Raw genomic sequence first — 17,673 nt, 5'->3', positions numbered from 1 at the left:
AATCCGCTACGCGGCCTGAGGGCGCAACACTTCCTGAACGATCGACTCGGCCACTTCATGTGGACTGACCGATTCCGAACGTGCTCGGGTCAGAATGCGGTCCATGGTCTGCTCCAGCGCCTGCAACCTGCGCTTCACCCAGGCCTCGCGGTCCGAAACCCGCAATATCTCGGTCGCAACATTTACGATACCGCCGCCATTGGCAACAAAATCCGGAGCGTAAAGAATACCTCGATCATGCAGGCGAACTGCGTCTTCATCGGTGGCCAATTGATTGTTTGCACCACCAGCGACGGCGCCAACCTTGAGAAGCGGGATGCTGCTGTCATTCAACACACCGCCAATCGCGCAGGGTGCGAATATGTCGGCATCGACCGAGTAGATTTCATTCGTTTCAACGGCTGTCGCCGCAAAACTGTCAACGGCGCGGGCCGTTTGCTGCGCGTCGATATCGGCGACGATCAGTTCAGCCCCGGCTTCGTGCAGCAGACCACACAAATGCCAGCCAACACTGCCCAGCCCCTGAACCGATACCGTCATACCGGTCAAGCCAGCAACCCCGAACCGATGCGCTGCCACAATGCGCACCGCGTTGAATATGCCCCGTGCAGTGATCGGAGAAGGGTCGCCGCTGGCAAAGTCGCCCTCTGCCAAACCGGCTACGTATTCGGTTTCCGACCCGATATGCGCCATGTCGGCGGGAGTCATTCCCATATCCTCGGCCGTCCAGTACTGACCGTTCAGTTGCTGGACGACGCGTCCGAAAGCCCGCAACAAGTCGGGGGATTTTTCCGTCGCAGGATCCCCCACGATAACCGCCTTACCACCCCCCAGCGGAAGATCAGCGGCGGCGTTCTTGAACGTCATGCCCCGCGACAGCCGCAGCGCGTCATTCAACGCCTCGGCCGGATGTCCGTAAGGTCGCATCCGCACGCCACCGGCGGCCGGACCCAATTGCGTTGAGTGAATTGCGACATAGCCCAACAGACCAAGCGCGGCGTCCTTGAATTCAACCACGCGCTCATGTTCAGGCGCGTCGATTGGGGTGATTTTCATAGTTTTCCTCCGACGTGACAAAGGGATTCTGCCACGTTACGCGGAATGATTTTCGCCAATGCACGTCGGCAGATTGATCATTTTTAGGGAATCACTCTAAAATTGGGAAATTTATTGGATGTATTCACCATGGACCAGATCGACAAAAAAATTGTCCGCGCTCTGCAAAGAGATGGCCGTATGACCGTTATCGATTTGGCCGAACATGTCGGACTATCCCCGACGCCATGCGCGCGGCGGTTGGATCGGTTGCAGCGCGACGGTGTGATAACCGGATATGCCGCTCAGGTGGATCCGGAGCTGTTGGGATTTGGCGTTACCGTTTTTGTTTCGGTTGAACTGGAAAAACAGGATCGCAATGCAATCGGAGCGTTCGAAAAGGCTGTCCGCCGCTATGACGAGGTGATGGAGTGTTACCTGATGACGGGTTCGCGCGACATTCTGTTGCGTGTGGTCGTGCGGGATTTGAACGCGTTCGATGCCTTCCTTGAGAACCGGTTGATGCAGATTCCAGGTATTCGGAACCTGAGGTCGAATTTCGCACTGCGCACCATGGTCAAGCGAGATGTCCTGCCATTGTCGCTGGTATAATCCTCTGGACGTCGGTCCGCCTCCAACATAGGTTTTGCCGGAATGAACGGAGGGCGCCATGGCAGTCGGCAAGAATATCCGCACCTATTTCGAAGGTCAGTGGCACGACGGGGACGCCCCGATCATGCGGGCTGCGGATCACGGAGCCTGGCTGGGATCGTCGGTTTTTGACGGCGCGCGATTTTTTGACAGGGTAACTCCCGATCTTGATGCGCATTGCGCCCGCGTTAACCGCTCGGCCGAGGCCCTGATGCTGACACCGACCGTTACCACGGAACGGATGGTCGAGATCGTGAAGGAAGGCTTGCAAGCCTATGCGCCCGACAGCGCCGTTTACATCCGGCCGATGTATTGGGGCATCGACGGAGATGTCACGGCCATCGTCCCCCAGGAAAACAGCACTGGCTTCGCCATCTGCCTGGAAGAAATTCCCATGGCACCCGAGACCGCGTCAGCAACATTGACGACGACACGCTTTCGCCGCCCGGTGCTGGAATCCGCGGTGGTGAACGCCAAGGCAGGGTGCCTCTACCCGAACAACGCCAGAATGTTGCAAGAGGCCAGATCAAAAGGCTTTTCAAACGCTCTGGTTGCGGATGCGATGGGACATGTGGCCGAAACCGCCACTGCCAATATTTTCATGGTCCGCGATGGCGAGGTGTTTACCCCGATCCCCAATGGCACATTCCTTGCCGGAATCACCCGCGCCCGCCATATCAAGAATTTGCGCGCAGACGGCGTGACGGTCCACGAAACGGTCCTGACTTTCGACGATTTCCACAATGCGGACGAAGTTTTCATGTCGGGCAACATGAACAAAGTCACCCCGATTACCGCGCTGGATGACACACAATATCAGGTGGGCCCCATTGCCCGACGTGCGCGTGAAATGTACTGGGACTGGGCGGCCAGCACGCGCTAGCTGCTCCCGTTCCAGTTGCCACAGTGCCACCGGTCGGGCATGATCCCGGAAAATTGTGAGGACAATCATGCGCAAATTCCTGGTCGTTCTGGATGACAGCCGCGAATGCCTGAACGCGATGCGTTTTGCAGCGATGCGCGCGGCCCATACCGGTGGCGGCGTTACGATTCTGTCGGTGATTCCACCGGATGAATTCAACCATTGGATCGGCGTTGCCGAAGTCATGCGCGAAGAGGCCCGTGAACGCATTCACGCCCATTTCGAAGTGTTCGCGAAGTGGATGCGAGACAAACAGAATGTGGAACCCGAACTGGCCATTCGCGAGGGCGACCCGGTGCCTCAAATCATTGAACACGTGCAATCCGACCCTGAAATTGGTGTGCTTGTCCTGGGCGCAGGCACCGACAAAAAAGGACCAGGACCGCTTGTTACCCAGCTGACCCGAAACTCGGGTAGCCTGCCGATCCCGATCACCATCGTGCCCGGCGATCTGAGCAAGGAAAAACTGGAAGAGATTACCTGAAAGCGATCGGATGGGCGCCCAAATCCAGTTCTGGTTCGACTTTGCTTCGACCTATTCCTACCTCAGCGCGATGCGGATCGAACGGGTCGCTTCGGCAAGTGGGATCCGCGTGTCGTGGCAGCCGTTTTTGCTAGGCCCGATCTTTGCCGAACAGGGCTGGAACAATTCTCCGTTCAATATCTATCCGGCCAAGGGACGTTACATGTGGCGCGACATGGAGCGCCAGGCCACGGCACAGGGCTTGCCGTTTCAGCGCCCGGTCACGTTCCCACAAAACAGCCTCAAGGCAGCCCGGCTGGCGCTTGCCATCGAGTCTCAGGATCAGCGGGCAGAATTCACCCGTTCAGTATACTCCGCCGAGTTTGCATCTGGACACGATATTTCTGAGGATGCCGTTTTGGCAGAATGCCTGAACGCCGCCGATGCGCCTCTTGATCTTTTGGACCGCGCAGGCAACGCTGACATAAAGGGAAAGCTCTTTGCCCAGGTTGAGCGGGCCAAAACCCTCGGCATCTTCGGCGCCCCCAGTTTTGTTGCTGAAAATGAGCTATTCTGGGGGGATGACCGGTTGGACAGCGCAATTTCTTGTGTTGCCGCAATTTAGAACGGTTCCAAATCTTGACTTCCCCCGCCCCTGCGCGCATATCAAAGGCAACCTAAACGGAGCCGCGCCATGTTCATCCAGACCGAATCCACGCCCAACCCGGCCACATTGAAATTTCTGCCCGGTCAAACGGTTCTGGACGCGGGCACCGCCGATTTCCCGACTGCGGAAGCTGCGGAAAAATCGCCGCTGGCGCAGCGTATCTTTGGCGTGAACGGCGTGACGGGCGTATTCTTCGGCAACGATTTCGTGACCGTCACCAAGTCCGATGACGTTCAGTGGGACCACATCAAACCCGCAATTCTGGGCGCGGTGATGGAGCATTATCAGTCAGGTCAACCCGTGATGGGCGCCGATGCCGCAACGGCGTCGGGCCACGCCGAGCATACTGGGGAAGACGCCGAAATCGTCAACCAGATCAAGGACTTGCTTGACAGTCGCGTTCGTCCCGCAGTGGCTCAGGATGGCGGTGACATCACGTTCCACGGTTTTGACCGGGGCGTCGTTTACCTGCATATGCAGGGGGCATGCGCGGGCTGTCCGTCCTCGACCCTCACACTGAAGATGGGAATCGAAAACCTGCTGCGTCATTACATTCCCGAAGTGACCGAGGTTCGCCCGGTTGCCGTCTGACCCGACAATACTGGCATTTGACACATCGGCCGCGCATTGCGCGGCCGCTTTGCTGCGCGATGGTCGCATCGTTGACTCCCGCTTCGAGCCCATGACCCGTGGACAGGCCGAACGTCTGATGCCGTTGCTTGAAGAGGTTCTGAGTGAAGCAGGATGCAGCTGGAAAGATCTCGACGCCATCGGCGTCGGCACTGGCCCCGGCAATTTCACCGGTATCCGCATTTCGGTTTCAGCCGCCCGTGGCCTCGCCCTTGGCCTCGGAGTGCCAGCCATCGGCGTCAACGGATTTGACGCATTGGCGGACATTGCTCCCGATCACCATATCCCTGCCGTTCGCGCACCGCGTGAACAAGCCTACGTTCGCTTGCCGGGGGAGGAACCAAAGTTGATTTCTCACGACGCGTCCAGCCTGCCCAACCCGCTGTATTTTTGCGATGATCCTGCCGCGCATGCGCGAGCCATCGCCGCACTTGCCGCACGCCGTGGAACGTCCGTAGCCGAGGCACCGGCGCCGCTCTACGTTCGACCTGCGGATGCCGCGCCGTCGAAAGACGTACCGCCAGTGTTGCTGGACGGATGACACCGCAGGACATGGCCGCCACCCATGCGGCGGCGTTTCGGAACGCACGCCCCTGGTCGGCGCAGGAATTTGACGACCTACTGACCAATCCGTTTACCTTTGTCGTTGGTGACGCGCGGTGCTTTGCGCTGATCAAAGCCATCGCTGATGAGGCCGAATTGCTGACCATTGCGACTCACCCCGAGCATCAGCGGCGCGGTCTGGCGCGGGAGCGCATGGCGGAATGGCATCGCGCTGCCCGTCAACAGGGCGTGACCCGTGCGTTCCTTGACGTAGCGTCGGACAATCATCCGGCAATCGCGCTTTATCAGACCTGCGGTTATACCCAATGCGGGTTACGAAAAGCGTATTACCGACGCCAAAGCGGCCCAAATGCCGACGGGATCGTCATGGAATGCGCCCTGGATCGGCGGTAAATCACATTTTTTGGACCACTTGGTCAAATTTCTGTTGACCCCGCCTGTTGCAAACGGCCTTAATTCCCGCCATCACAACAGTTATGCTCGCTCTGAGTGGGTAATCGGGGCTATCTTGGCCTCGGACCAACTATAACAAACGGGAGTAAGAAATGACCCTGATGAAATCCTTGATGGGTGCCGCCGCTGCTGTCGCGCTGACCGCAGGTGCTGCAATGGCCGAACCGGCCCTGATCTTCGATCTGGGCGGCAAGTTCGACAAATCGTTCAACGAAGCTGCTCATAACGGTGCAACACGCTGGGCCGAAGAAACCGGCGGCACGTATCGTGAGATCGAGTTGCAATCCGAAGCCCAGCGCGAACAGGCCCTGCGCCGCTTTGCCGAAGCGGGCGCCAACCCGATTATCACCATGGGTTTCGCCATGGCCGATCCGCTGGCCGCCGTTGCCGGCGATTATCCTGACACCAAGTTCGTCGCAGTCGACGTGAACTGGCTGGACGCGCCGAATATTCGTCAGGTCAGCTTTGCCGAGCACGAAGGCTCGTATCTGGTTGGCATGATGGCCGCCATGGCATCGCAATCAGGCACCGTGGGCTTTATCGGTGGCATGGATATACCGTTGATCCGTCACTTTGGTTGCGGCTACGCCCAGGGTGCCAAGGCCGTCAACCCCGACATCAACGTTGTCGCCAACATGACCGGCACCACTCCGGCGGCTTGGAACGATCCGGTTAAGGGATCCGAGCTGACCAAGGCCCAGATCGCGCAGGGCGCTGACGTGATCTACGCCGCTGCCGGCGGTACCGGTGTGGGCGTTCTGCAAACCGCGGCCGACGAAGGTATCCTGTCAATCGGTGTGGACAGCAACCAGAACCACCTGCACCCCGGCAAGGTTCTGACATCGATGCTCAAGCGCGTGGATGTGGCCGTCTATGACGCGATGAGCGCGGGCGAAAACGTCGAAACCGGCGTGTTCACCATGGGTCTGGCCGAAGAAGGTGTTGGCGTCGCGATGGACGACAACAATGCCTCTCTGGTTTCGGATGACATGAAGGGCACCGTCGAAAAGGCGCGCCAGGACATCATCGACGGTAATGTTGCGGTTGTCAGCTACTACGAGAATGACAGCTGCCCGGCACTGCAGTTCTGATATCGCGCGGGGCGGGGGGCTTCCCCGTCCCGCATCCACTTTGCCGGTTTGCCGTAGGGCAATCGCGCACTCCCCTTCGGCAATTGAGGACAAGACATGACCGTCCCCGCCATTGAGCTCAAAGGGATATCCAAAGCCTTTGGGCCGGTTCAGGCCAACAAGGACATTTCCATCAGCGTCGCCCCCGGCACGATCCATGGGATCATCGGAGAGAACGGTGCGGGCAAATCCACGCTGATGAGCATTCTCTACGGCTTTTACAAAGCCGACAAAGGTGAAATCTGGATCAACGGCAGCAAGACCGACATCCCCGATAGCCAGGCTGCGATTGCCGCCGGCATTGGGATGGTGTTCCAGCATTTCAAACTGGTCGAGAATTTCACCGTTCTGGAAAACATCGTTCTGGGCGCGGAAGATGGCGGCCTGCTGGCCCCGTCGCTGGCCAAGGCGCGTAAAGAGCTGAAAGAGCTCGAGGAAGAATACGAGCTGTTTGTCGACCCCGACAAACGCATCGACGAAATAGGTGTGGGGGCGCAGCAGCGGGTCGAAATCCTCAAGGCCCTGTATCGCAGGGCCGAGATCCTGATTCTGGACGAACCGACGGGCGTGCTGACCCCGGCCGAAGCGGATCAGTTGTTCCGTATTCTTGACCGCCTGCGGGAAGAAGGGAAAACGATCATTCTGATCACGCACAAGTTGCGCGAGATCATGGAGGCCACGGATACCGTTTCCGTCATGCGGCGCGGTCAGATGACAGCAACTGTAAAAACTGCTGAAACCAATCCGCAGGAACTGGCCGAACTGATGGTGGGCCGCAAAGTTCTGCTGCAGGTGGACAAGGTTCCGGCGCAACCCGGCAAACCAATCCTCGAGATTGAGAACCTGCGGGTTGTCGACGAAGCGGGTGTCGAGCGGGTCAAAGGCATCGACCTGACCGTCCGCGCAGGAGAGATCGTCGGTATTGCCGGTGTTGCAGGTAACGGCCAATCGGAATTGCTTGAAGTTCTGGGTGGAATGCGTCCCGGCCTGGGGTCGATCAAGCTGAACGGCACCCCCCTTGCGCTCAGCGGACATGGCTCGGACGGGCAGGCACGCCGTGCGCAACATATCGCGCATGTGCCGGAAGACCGACAGCGGGAAGGCCTGATCATGGACTTCCACGCGTGGGAGAACGTCGCGTTCGGATACCACCGTGATCCTGCCTACAAACGCGGGATCTTCATGGACAACGCCGCCCTTCGCGCTGATACCGAGGCCAAGATCGAGAAATTCGACGTGCGCCCCCCGAATGCCTGGCTTTCAGCCAAAAGCTTTTCCGGCGGGAACCAGCAGAAAATCGTCGTCGCGCGCGAGATCGAGCGGAACCCCGATTTGCTGCTCGTCGGTCAACCGACCCGCGGCGTGGATATCGGCGCGATCGAGTTCATTCACAAACAGATCGTCGCCCTGCGCGATCAGGGTAAGGCAATCCTGCTGGTCTCGGTCGAGCTGGAGGAAATCTTCTCGCTGTCCGACCGGATCGCCGTGATGTTTGACGGACATATCATGGGCGAGCGCCTGCCCCACGAAACAGATGAAAAAGAACTTGGCCTGCTGATGGCCGGTGTTGCCGGGGAGGCCGCGTAACATGGAAAAGATGCCCAAATGGGCCGATGTGGTGCTGATCCCAGTCATCAGCCTGATATTGGCCGCAATCCTGTCGGCGCTCGTCATCCTCGCCATCGGTGAAAATCCTGCTGAGGCCGTGAACCTGATGGTTACCGGTGCTTTGGGGTCGACCTATGGTTGGGGCTATACGCTCTACTACGCGACCAATTTCATGTTTACTGGCCTCGCCGTGGCGGTCGCTTTTCACGCGCGCCTGTTCAACATCGGGGGGGAGGGGCAGGCGATGCTCGGCGGTCTCGGGGTTGCCATGGTCTGCCTTTACATTCCCTGGCCGCATTGGAGTATCGCGCTGCTGGCCGCCTGCGCTGGCGCAATGCTGTTTGGCGCGGCATGGGCTGCCATCCCCGCCTATCTGCAGGCAAAGCGGGGCAGCCACATCGTGATCACCACGATCATGTTCAACTTCATCGCCGCCGCCTTCCTGAACTACATGCTGGTAAACGTGATGCGGCCTGAAGGTTCAATGGACCCGGCCACCGCACGTTTCCCCGAGGCGGTGCATCTGCCGACGTTCCAGTCGATGTTCTCGACCGCTGACAACGTTCTGTTCCGCGGGGCACCGGCGAATATCTCGTTTTTTGTTGCGATTCTTGCTTGTTTTGTGGTTTGGGCGCTGATCTGGCGTACACGGCTTGGCTATGAAATCCGCGCCTACGGCCATTCGGAAACCGGCGCGGTTTATGCCGGTATCTCGCCTGTGCGGATCACAATCGTCGCGATGCTGATCTCGGGCGCGCTCGCCGGCTTGATGGCGATCAACAACGTGATGGGTGAGGCCGAGCGTCTGGTGCTGAACTCCACTGAAGGTGCGGGCTTTATCGGTATCGCCGTGGCGCTGATGGGGCGGTCCCATCCCTTTGGCGTGTTCCTTGCGGCCATCCTGTTTGGCTTCCTGTATCAGGGCGGCGCCGAGCTGGCCCTCTGGACGTCGATACCGCGCGAACTGATTGTTGTCATTCAGGCGCTGGTGATCCTGTTCACCGGGGCGTTGGACAACATGGTGCGCATTCCGCTTGAAAAACTGTTTCTGGGTCTTCGGAAGGGGGCGGAGTGATGGATTTCTTCGTTACACTCATCCAAATCCTCGATTCCACCATCCGCCTCGCCACGCCGCTGCTGCTGGCTTGTCTGGCAGGTCTTTATTCAGAGCGCGCGGGCATCTTTGACATCGGGCTTGAAGGCAAGATGCTGATGGCGGCCTTCTTTTCCGCAGCGGTAGCCGCCACAACAGGATCGGTCTGGCTGGGTTTGTTGGCGGGCATTGCATCCTCGCTGATATTATCGGGGCTGCACGGAATGGCCTCGATCACATTCCGGGGAAACCAGTTGATTTCGGGCGTGGCCATCAACTTCCTTGCCGCGGGCATGACTGTACTTGTCGCACAAAGCTGGTTCAAACAAGGTGGGCGCACGCCATCCCTGTTTGGCGGTGGCCGGTTTGAATCTGCCGAGTTTCCATATGCGATTGGACCAACGGATGCGGAGCTGACCGGCCGCTCTGTCTCGGACCTGATGTCGGATGCAAATGTCTTGCATCTTGTCTATTCCGAGTTGCTGTCCGGGCATTCCATTCTGGTCTATGTCGCCTTCCTGATGGTTCCGGCCACCTGGTGGATCCTGTTCCGCACCCGGTTCGGTCTGCGGTTGCGCGCCGTTGGGGAAAACCCCGCAGCGGTGGATACCGCCGGGGTCTCGGTCGTCGGGCTGCGCTATGCCGCCGTTGCAATCTGCGGCGTCCTGTGCGGCATCGCGGGGGCCTATCTGGCCACCGCCCTGCAGGCCGGGTTCGTCAAGGACATGACGGCTGGCCGCGGCTTCATCGCGCTGGCCGCTCTGATCTTTGCAAAGTGGCGACCCTGGCACGCGATGTGGGCCTGCCTGCTGTTCGGACTGCTACAGGCGATTGCGCTGCGGTTCCAGAACATCGATCTGGGTGGTGTGGTCATCCCGGTGCAGGCCATGGACGCCCTGCCCTACATCCTGACCGTGGTGATTCTCGCAGGCTTCGTGGGCAAGGCCATTCCGCCGCGTGCAGGCGGTGAACCCTATGTAAAGGAACGTTGATAAGTCCAGTTCGGGATCACGTTTCGGTCCTGATTGCTGCAGAGCGGCATGCAGAGTTGATTTTGCATGCCGCAACCGTTCTAAAGAGGTATGGACGTGTCCCTCATCGCTTCGGTCAACCTGGAAATCCCTAGTATCCGGATGGTGTTAAGGACGCGCCCGTTTCGGTTCGCATTCCGCGGTCCGACAAAAGCGCCACATGTTTTCAGAGGCTTTGTCGCGTTGCACGGCGCAGCCGGGACCGTTTAGAAGTAACCATGCAGATCTACCTTCCCATCGCCGAAGTCTCAGTGAACGCCTTCTTGCTGTTTGGGCTGGGCGGCATGGTCGGCATCCTGTCGGGCATGTTTGGCGTCGGCGGCGGATTTCTGATGACGCCCCTGCTGTTTTTCATTGGCATCCCGCCAGCCGTTGCCGTGGCGACCGAAGCCAACCAGATCGTTGCCTCTTCATTTTCGGGCGTACTGGCACATTTCCGGCGGCGAACCGTCGATCTGAAAATGGGGACGGTCCTGTTGGTCGGAGGTCTGGCCGGGGCAGCGTTGGGTGTGATTGTCTTCAACTATCTCAAAAGTCTGGGTCAGGTCGATCTGCTGGTCAAGCTTTGCTATGTCGTCTTTCTTGGTGTGATCGGCAGCCTGATGTTTGTTGAAAGCCTCAGGGCTCTGCGCAAGTCGCGCAAAGGCGGCGCACCTGCGCCCAAACGCCGTCAGCGTGGATGGATCCACGCCATGCCGTTCAAGATGCGCTTTCGGACATCGGGATTGTATATCTCGGTTATCCCGCCGATTGCGGTCGGTTTGTTCGTCGGTGTGTTGTCGGCCATTATGGGCGTCGGCGGCGGGTTCATCATGGTGCCTGCCATGATCTACCTGCTGGGTATGCCAACCAAAGTGGTTGTCGGAACGTCGCTGTTTCAGATCATCTTTGTCACCGCGTTCACAACCATGCTGCATGCCACCACCAACTATACCGTCGACGTGGTTCTGGCGGTGCTGCTGTTGGTGGGCGGCGTCGTTGGTGCACAGATCGGAACCGTTATCGGAGCCCGGATGCCCGCTGAACAATTGCGTGTGCTGCTGGCAGCTTTGGTGCTGGTGGTTTGCGGCAAACTGGGTCTGGATCTCCTGTTGCAACCGGCCGAGCTGTTTTCGCTCGGGGATTCGGGGGGACACTGATCATGATCCGCCTGATTGTTGCCTTCTGCCTGATTTGCCTTCCCGGTTGGGCCGCCGAGGAACAGGTCGTATTGGGCCTTAGCCAGGATCGCGTTTCGATCACGGCCAATTTCGACGGGTCCGAGATTCTGATCTTCGGAGCCGTCAAACGAGAGGCTCCCATACCCGCCGGTCCTCCGCTGGAAGTGATTGTCTCCGTTGTCGGTCCCTCCGAACCGGTGATGGTCCGTCGCAAGGAAAAGAAGTTCGGAATCTGGGTGAACACCGACAGCGTTCTTGTCGATTCCGCCCCCAGTTTCTATGCCGTCGCCACCAGCGCCCCGTTTGATGAAATCATCACCGACACCGAGGACCTGCGGTATCGCATCTCGATCGAGCGCGCCATCCGCTCGGTCGGGGCGGCCATGCACATCCGGGGTGCTCAGGATTTTGCCGACGCGGTCATTAGAATCCGCGAGAATGAACACCTGTACTCGATCCGCGAAAACACTGTGGCCGTGGACGAACAAACCCTGTTCCGTACATCTATTGAAATGCCCGCCGACCTGACCGAAGGTGATTATCTGGCCCGCATTTTCTTGACGCGAGGCGGCGAGGTCGTTTCTCAGCTCGAAACTGTCATCGATGTGCGCAAGGTCGGGCTCGAGCGCTTTCTCTACAATTTATCCCGCGAGCAGCCCATCTGGTATGGCCTCATGTCGCTGGCCATTGCTATTGCAGCCGGTTGGGGGGCGTCGACAGCGTTCCGACTGCTGCGGGAAAACTAGCACCTAGCCGCGGCCGATATAGGGCATCGTCGTAGCCATCACAGTCATGAATTGCACATTCGCCTCGGGCGGCAGTGAGGCCATGTGCAGTACGGATTCCGCTGCATTCTCGACAGACATTGTCGGATCGGGCGTCCGCCCTTCCGCGATGGCGGTATCGACCAGTTCCTGCACCATAGGCGTTCGGGCGTTGCCGATATCAATCTGACCGCAGGCGATGCCAAAAGCACGGCCATCCAGGGACAGGCTGCGGGTCAAACCGGTGATGGCATGTTTGGTCGTCGTGTAATGAACCGAATTCGGTCTGGGCACATGCGCCGAGATCGACCCGTTGTTGATGATCCGGCCACCCCGAGGCGACTGCCGCCGCATCGTGGCAAAAGCGGCCCGGGCACAAAGAAACATTCCGTTCAGGTTCACATCCACGGACCGGGCCCAATCATCCAGTGCAATTTCGTCGATCGTTCCGCCCGGTGCGAAAACACCTGCATTGTTGAAGAGCACGTCCAACCGTCCAGCGCGGTCCGCAAAGTCGGCAAAGGCCGCTTCCACGGCTTTTGCATCGGTGACGTCCGCCACTAGGGGGATCGCGTTTTTTTGGGCCTCAGCCATCGCTTTCAACGTTTCGGCACTACGCGCCAACAATCCAACGTTCCAACCCTTGGCCAGAAACAGCTCGGCGGTAGAGCGACCAATGCCGGAACTTGCACCTGTGACGATGATGGTCTTCATGTCTCTTCCGCCTCCAATGTCAGTGACGCCGCAGGAATCGCACGCAAATCATCGACGCGCAGCGGATGAGTTGGCTTGGACAGGCGGTTTCGTACAACCCAGATCAACCTCTGCTGCGCGCGAGTGATAGCGACGTAAGCCAGACGTTTCCATAACGGCTGGCCTGCCTCGGTCCGACCCATGCGGGCAGCGGCATAGATGTCCGGTGCGAACACCTGAACGGTATCCCATTGCGACCCTTGTGCCTTGTGGATCGTCACGGCGGCGCCATGCAGAAACGTCGCCCCCATACGGGCTGCATAGGGGATAAATGGTTCTTCTTCGTCCGGTTTTTCGATCTGCACGATCGATGCCGCGCTGACCTGGGGGTCTTCGGCCCCCATGACGTGCAGACGCGAGAATCCGGGCTTGCGGCCCGGCCCAAGATAAATCACCTGCGCTCCTTTGATCAGACCTCGGGCTTCGAGATCCAGCCGCTTTTTGCGATGCTTGAGCGGCAATTCAATGCCGTCGCAGATCAGCGGCTCACCCTCAAGCAGTTCCGTCTCGGGCGCACCGTGCACACTGCGAAAGGCTTGGATCAGACGGATGCGGGTGGCGTTGCGCCAGACAAGGACGGGGCTGCGGGCCATCAGGTCAACCTCAACCCGTTGCCCCCACACCACCCGGTCATCCTTGCGCGCGGTATCTTCGACCAGCCGCTCGAAATCTTCGAACCCCATGGTGGCGTCCGACAGGGCATGAGCAAGGTCCAGGATCGGATTATCCGCTGTCTGGCGATGCACACGGTGCAGGGTCAGCTTGCGCGGCTCGGGCAGACCGTCAAACACCATCGAACCGGATTGATTGACCGGAGCCAACTGTGCCGGGTCACCGAACAGAAGAAGTGTGGGGAAGATCTCCTGCAAGTCCGCGAATTGCCGGTCGTCCAGCATCGAGGATTCGTCGATGAAGCCTATGTCCAGCGGTTCGTCCCTGCGTTTCCAGCCTGTTATGAAATCCGAACCCCGCAGACCTGCCGCCGCCAGCGCCCCGGGGATGGACTTGTTATTTGCATAGAACGCTGCAGCCCGATCCAGTGCCTCGTCGGTCAAACCTTCGATCTCTGGCCGTTCGTCATTTCCCGCCAGCCATTCCGCGATGCGTTCGTATTCGGGATCGTAAACCGGCGTGTAAAGGATGCGGTGAATGGTTGTTGCCGGTACGCCGCGCAACCGCAGCACGCTGGCCGCCTTGTTGGTCGGTGCCAGGATGGCCAGGCTGCGTTTATCGCGGTTCTTGCGGCTTTCGAAATCGCCCGAGACAACCTGAACACCGGTTTCAGACAAGGCCTTGTACAGCTCGGCCAGTAGCAGGGTCTTACCCGAACCGGCCTTGCCGATCACTGCCATGACGCCGGACTTGCCGCTGCCTGGCAGTTTCAACAAGGCGTCATCATCAAGATCGACACCCGCCGCCTTGAGCATCTCGGAGATACTGTCGAACGCGGCGGCCTGGTCTTCGGAAAAGGTCACAAGGGGCAAGGACATGGCGCGACCCTACAGGGCTGCGCCATCGTGGACCAGATGTGGAATTTCGAATTCCGCGCGTTTAGGCAGACAATGCAAACCGATGCTGCGCCACGTTCCCGAATGCCGTGCGGAACCACAGCCGCGAAAGCTCGCGCGGAATACCGGCGCGTTCCGCAACCCTGTTACAGTCCTCGGCCGAATAGGGCCACAAGCCCACCGAGATCTGTTCCCGTCCCTTGCCCTGAGATCCCAGAACGGTCGGTGACGACCCTATCAGGCGATAGATGCGGATCATCCGTGCATCGAAGACACCCGCGATATGAGTCAGACCGAACCCCTCCATCACTTCTCCACCGCTGAGCATGATGGCCCCGGCGGTATGCGGGCTTGCTGTACGTGAGAGGCAGAACCGCGTCACCTCCCAGATCAGGGGGCTGCGAATAGGTTTGCCGCCTGTCAGGTGTCCAAAGACGTCATTTACCATGACAGGTCCGGTTGTTGGCAGTATCCGCATGGAACCGCCATGGCTGCCGTCAGCTTCTTCCCAGATGACGTAAAGCGGGTTCAGATCGTCATATTGATCACGTTCATGTCCAAAATTGTCGACCTGAACGTCCCACCCCAGTCGGGTTTTGAACTGGTCGGCGCGGTCCCGAAACATCCCGTCGGCCAAATCAGGATATTTGTGTAATTCATCGGCATAAACATAGCGCAGCATGACTTGATCCCCTTGTCGTCCAATGGCTGGAACAAAGGGGGTACGAAGGCATGGTTAAATTATTGTGAGAGCAACGCGCGTTGCTTAAACCACTATTAACCCACGGCTTAATGCCGTGGCGATGGCATGGGTTGTGTTTTGCGCGCCCAGCTTTGAGCGGGCGCTTTCGATGTAAGCACGCAAGGTGTGCTCGGAAATGGACAGGGAATGGGCCACCTGCGCGCGACTGTAGCCCAGCGCCAACAAGGTCATCGCATCAATCTCTCGGGGGGAAAGCCCGCGTCGGCTTTCTGGTTGCCGGTCCTTGGCGAATTCCAGCGCCTTGCGGTTGAAGAAATGTGCAATCAGGATCAGATCGTGTCCATATGTCCCAACAAATGCCTGCCAGCTGTCATCATCACACGAGTGGTTCACGGTAAAAAGTGCAAACTGGCCACTGGGTCCGCGCAGAGGGATCGAATATCCCTGATTGCCTACGCCATGATCCTTCGCGTCCTGCAAGAAGGCGCGGGCGGCTTTGCCTGACCAATCCAGCTGTTTCCAGTCCACCGGATGGAACCGCTGGAAGCATCCCAGAATGACAGGATCAATCCGGTGGTAGTTTCTGTCCTGATAGCGTTCGGCCCACGCATCCGGGTAGGTCGTGAACCCGTATTGATCCCCTGCGCCATCGACCCAATGGTAAATGATGTGATCCAGTTTCAGGCGATCCCGCAAACGAACGGCAACACCAGTCAGCTCTTCAAGCGTGCTGGTGTTTTCCAAATCCTCTGGGATCCGGCTCAAATCGTATTTCGTTACCATTCGCGGGCGCCCGTGCCTCATCCTGCATGGACGCAATTTCGGCCGCGGCGATCAGCCTGGTGTCATCAAGCTGTTCAGCAAGCGCGGTCAACCCGTTCGCCACCGCAAAGGCGTTGAGGTCCGACAATACGTCCAGTATCCACTCATTTTGCGCCATCAGGGTGTCCCCGAAATAGTTAACGAAGGGTTAACACAACCATAACATGTGTGCATTAATTTGGCCTATTCACTGCTTTCTACTCCCCAGAAATAGCGGGTCTCCGGATATTAAGCCCTTGTAAAGACAATAAGTAGTTCACTAACGCAAAACACCCGCACAACGGCTCGGCGCAGTGCGGGTGTTTCGTTTTATGCGTTGGTACTCAACCGCGAGCGGCAAGAACCTCTTCCAGAGTCCGCATGCCAGTGCGTGGTGCCTGGACCAGTACCGACATGTTGCCGGGCTTATGTTCGTTGCGCATCATTTTCATGTGCGCTTCGGGCAGGTCGTTCCAGGTGAAGACCTCGGACATGCATGGGTCCAGACGGCGTTCAACCATCAACTGGTTCGCGGACGCCGCCTGTTTCAGGTGGGCAAAATGCGAGCCCTGTAGACGTTTCTGATGCATCCACATGTAGCGCACGTCGAAGGTCAGGTTGTATCCGGTGGTGCCGGCGCAGATCACGACCATGCCGCCCTTTTTGACCACAAATGTCGACACAGGGAATGTGCTCTCACCCGGGTGTTCAAAGACCATGTCAACGTTGACGCCTTTGCCGGTGATATCCCAGATCGCCTTACCGAACTTGCGGGCCTCTTTGAACCATTCGGCATATTCAGGCGTGTTGACCGTTGGTAACTGCCCCCAGCAGTTGAAGTCCTTGCGGTTCAGAACGCCCTTGGCGCCCAGGTCCATGACAAAGTCTCGCTTGCTTTCGTCCGAGATCACGCCGATTGCGTTGGCGCCTGCTGTGTTGATCAGCTGGATCGCATAGGAGCCCAGACCGCCGGACGCACCCCAAACCAGAACATTCTGGCCGGGTTTCAGGTCGTGCGGCTCGTGACCGAACAGCATCCGATAGGCGGTTGCCAGCGTCAGCGTATAACAGGCGCTTTCTTCCCAGGTCAGATGCTTGGGGCGGGGCATCAGCTGTTGCGCCTGAACATTGGTGAACTGCGCAAACGATCCATCGGGTGTCTCATAGCCCCAGATCCGCTGGCTGGGCGAGTACATCGGGTCGCCGCCATTGCAATGCTCGTCATCGCCATCGTCCTGGTTGCAGTGAATCACGACCTCATCACCGACTTTCCAACGCTTCACCTTGTCGCCAACGGCCCAAACAATGCCTGAAGCATCCGAACCGGCGATGTGGAAGGGCTGACCATGGCCGTCGAACGGGCTGATCGGCTTACCCAGCGACGCCCAGACACCGTTGTAGTTCACGCCTGCCGCCATCACGAGGACCAGCACCTCGTGACTGTCCAGCTTGGGCACATCCACGACCTCCAGCTGCATGGCAGTGTCCGGCTCGCCGTGGCGTTCCTTGCGGATGGCCCATGCATACATCTGTTTAGGCACATATCCCATCGGAGGGATTTCACCCATTTCATAGAGGTCTTTTTCCGGCGCCTCGTACGACGCGATGCCGCTGTCGATGTCCAAAGCCATGCTGGCCTCCTTTATTAGACAGTTCTCGCCGCGACGCAGAATCGCGGTCTTCCCAGCATGAAATATTAACCGGTGAGAAATATTGCAACAGTTTTTGGTGCGTATT

Annotated in this window: 20 protein-coding genes; 13 read left to right on the top strand and 7 right to left on the bottom strand. The window is 58.6% G+C overall.

Translation table 11 applies throughout. The annotated features are described in order from the left end of the window. Positions 1-6: 6 nt before the first annotated feature. Entirely contained in the window at positions 7-1,056 is a 1,050-nt protein-coding gene (locus AC2TEL_RS14410; protein ID WP_480844078.1) for a Glu/Leu/Phe/Val family dehydrogenase, read from the bottom strand. Between the two features lie 129 nt (positions 1,057-1,185). Between AC2TEL_RS14410 and AC2TEL_RS14405 the strand changes: the two genes are divergently transcribed. The 13 genes from AC2TEL_RS14405 to AC2TEL_RS14345 all read left to right on the top strand — a co-directional run bounded on the left by AC2TEL_RS14405 (position 1,186) and on the right by AC2TEL_RS14345 (position 12,153). Further along, entirely contained in the window at positions 1,186-1,647 is a 462-nt protein-coding gene (locus AC2TEL_RS14405; protein WP_480844077.1) for an Lrp/AsnC family transcriptional regulator, read from the top strand. A 58-nt stretch (positions 1,648-1,705) separates the two neighbouring features. Beyond that, on the top strand, positions 1,706-2,569 hold the full coding sequence (locus tag AC2TEL_RS14400; RefSeq protein ID WP_480844076.1) for a branched-chain amino acid aminotransferase: 864 nt from the start codon (positions 1,706-1,708) through the stop codon (positions 2,567-2,569). Positions 2,570-2,636: 67 nt separating this feature from the next. Continuing rightward, a complete protein-coding gene (locus AC2TEL_RS14395; RefSeq protein WP_480844075.1) occupies positions 2,637-3,092 on the top strand; it encodes a universal stress protein in 456 nt (151 codons plus the stop codon). A gap of 10 nt (positions 3,093-3,102) precedes the next feature. Continuing rightward, entirely contained in the window at positions 3,103-3,696 is a 594-nt protein-coding gene (locus tag AC2TEL_RS14390) for a DsbA family protein (protein ID WP_480844074.1), read from the top strand. A 69-nt stretch (positions 3,697-3,765) separates the two neighbouring features. Beyond that, entirely contained in the window at positions 3,766-4,329 is a 564-nt protein-coding gene (locus AC2TEL_RS14385) for a NifU family protein (RefSeq protein ID WP_480844073.1), read from the top strand. After that, entirely contained in the window at positions 4,319-4,909 is a 591-nt protein-coding gene (tsaB, locus tag AC2TEL_RS14380; protein ID WP_480862573.1) for a tRNA (adenosine(37)-N6)-threonylcarbamoyltransferase complex dimerization subunit type 1 TsaB, read from the top strand. The genes AC2TEL_RS14385 and tsaB overlap by 11 nt, the downstream gene beginning before the upstream one ends. Continuing rightward, positions 4,906-5,325 carry a GNAT family N-acetyltransferase gene (locus tag AC2TEL_RS14375; RefSeq protein WP_480844071.1) on the top strand — a complete coding sequence of 140 codons (420 nt, stop codon included), beginning with the start codon at positions 4,906-4,908 and terminating at the stop codon, positions 5,323-5,325. Before tsaB ends, AC2TEL_RS14375 begins: the two co-directional genes overlap by 4 nt. Positions 5,326-5,477: 152 nt before the next feature. Then, positions 5,478-6,476: a BMP family lipoprotein gene (locus AC2TEL_RS14370; RefSeq protein WP_480844070.1), complete on the top strand. Its 999-nt coding sequence runs from the start codon at positions 5,478-5,480 to the stop codon at positions 6,474-6,476. A 96-nt stretch (positions 6,477-6,572) separates the two neighbouring features. Then, positions 6,573-8,102: an ABC transporter ATP-binding protein gene (locus AC2TEL_RS14365; protein WP_480904738.1), complete on the top strand. Its 1,530-nt coding sequence runs from the start codon at positions 6,573-6,575 to the stop codon at positions 8,100-8,102. Between the two features lies 1 nt (position 8,103). Beyond that, entirely contained in the window at positions 8,104-9,198 is a 1,095-nt protein-coding gene (locus AC2TEL_RS14360) for an ABC transporter permease (RefSeq protein ID WP_480844068.1), read from the top strand. After that, the gene (locus tag AC2TEL_RS14355; RefSeq protein WP_480844067.1) at positions 9,198-10,208 is read left to right on the top strand and encodes an ABC transporter permease; all 1,011 of its coding nucleotides are present in this window, start codon (positions 9,198-9,200) and stop codon (positions 10,206-10,208) included. Before AC2TEL_RS14360 ends, AC2TEL_RS14355 begins: the two co-directional genes overlap by 1 nt. A 257-nt stretch (positions 10,209-10,465) precedes the next feature. Further along, the gene (locus AC2TEL_RS14350; RefSeq protein ID WP_480844066.1) at positions 10,466-11,386 is read left to right on the top strand and encodes a sulfite exporter TauE/SafE family protein; all 921 of its coding nucleotides are present in this window, start codon (positions 10,466-10,468) and stop codon (positions 11,384-11,386) included. Between the two features lie 2 nt (positions 11,387-11,388). Beyond that, positions 11,389-12,153: a TIGR02186 family protein gene (locus AC2TEL_RS14345; RefSeq protein ID WP_480844065.1), complete on the top strand. Its 765-nt coding sequence runs from the start codon at positions 11,389-11,391 to the stop codon at positions 12,151-12,153. A 3-nt stretch (positions 12,154-12,156) separates the two neighbouring features. Here AC2TEL_RS14345 and AC2TEL_RS14340 read toward each other — a convergent pair whose 3' ends face one another. The 6 genes from AC2TEL_RS14340 to ccrA form a co-directional block, all read right to left on the bottom strand. After that, positions 12,157-12,885: an SDR family oxidoreductase gene (locus tag AC2TEL_RS14340; protein ID WP_480862571.1), complete on the bottom strand. Its 729-nt coding sequence runs from the start codon at positions 12,883-12,885 to the stop codon at positions 12,157-12,159. Then, the gene (locus AC2TEL_RS14335) at positions 12,882-14,414 is read right to left on the bottom strand and encodes an ATP-dependent DNA helicase (protein WP_480844064.1); all 1,533 of its coding nucleotides are present in this window, start codon (positions 14,412-14,414) and stop codon (positions 12,882-12,884) included. Before AC2TEL_RS14335 ends, AC2TEL_RS14340 begins: the two co-directional genes overlap by 4 nt. 61 nt (positions 14,415-14,475) lie before the next feature. Beyond that, positions 14,476-15,114, bottom strand: a complete 639-nt coding sequence (locus AC2TEL_RS14330) for an acyl-homoserine-lactone synthase (protein WP_480904735.1) — start codon at positions 15,112-15,114, stop codon at positions 14,476-14,478. 84 nt (positions 15,115-15,198) lie between these two features. Then, entirely contained in the window at positions 15,199-15,918 is a 720-nt protein-coding gene (locus AC2TEL_RS14325; RefSeq protein WP_480904733.1) for a helix-turn-helix transcriptional regulator, read from the bottom strand. Continuing rightward, the gene (locus AC2TEL_RS14320) at positions 15,857-16,075 is read right to left on the bottom strand and encodes a hypothetical protein (RefSeq protein WP_480844061.1); all 219 of its coding nucleotides are present in this window, start codon (positions 16,073-16,075) and stop codon (positions 15,857-15,859) included. The genes AC2TEL_RS14325 and AC2TEL_RS14320 overlap by 62 nt, the downstream gene beginning before the upstream one ends. A 205-nt stretch (positions 16,076-16,280) precedes the next feature. Further along, positions 16,281-17,567: a crotonyl-CoA carboxylase/reductase gene (gene ccrA, locus AC2TEL_RS14315; protein ID WP_480844060.1), complete on the bottom strand. Its 1,287-nt coding sequence runs from the start codon at positions 17,565-17,567 to the stop codon at positions 16,281-16,283. Positions 17,568-17,673: the final 106 nt, after the last annotated feature.

It is taken from the genome of Ruegeria sp. HKCCD9138, assembly GCF_057220975.1.
The sequence above is the reverse complement of the archived record's forward strand: the minus strand, read 5'-3'. Positions and strand labels throughout refer to the sequence as shown.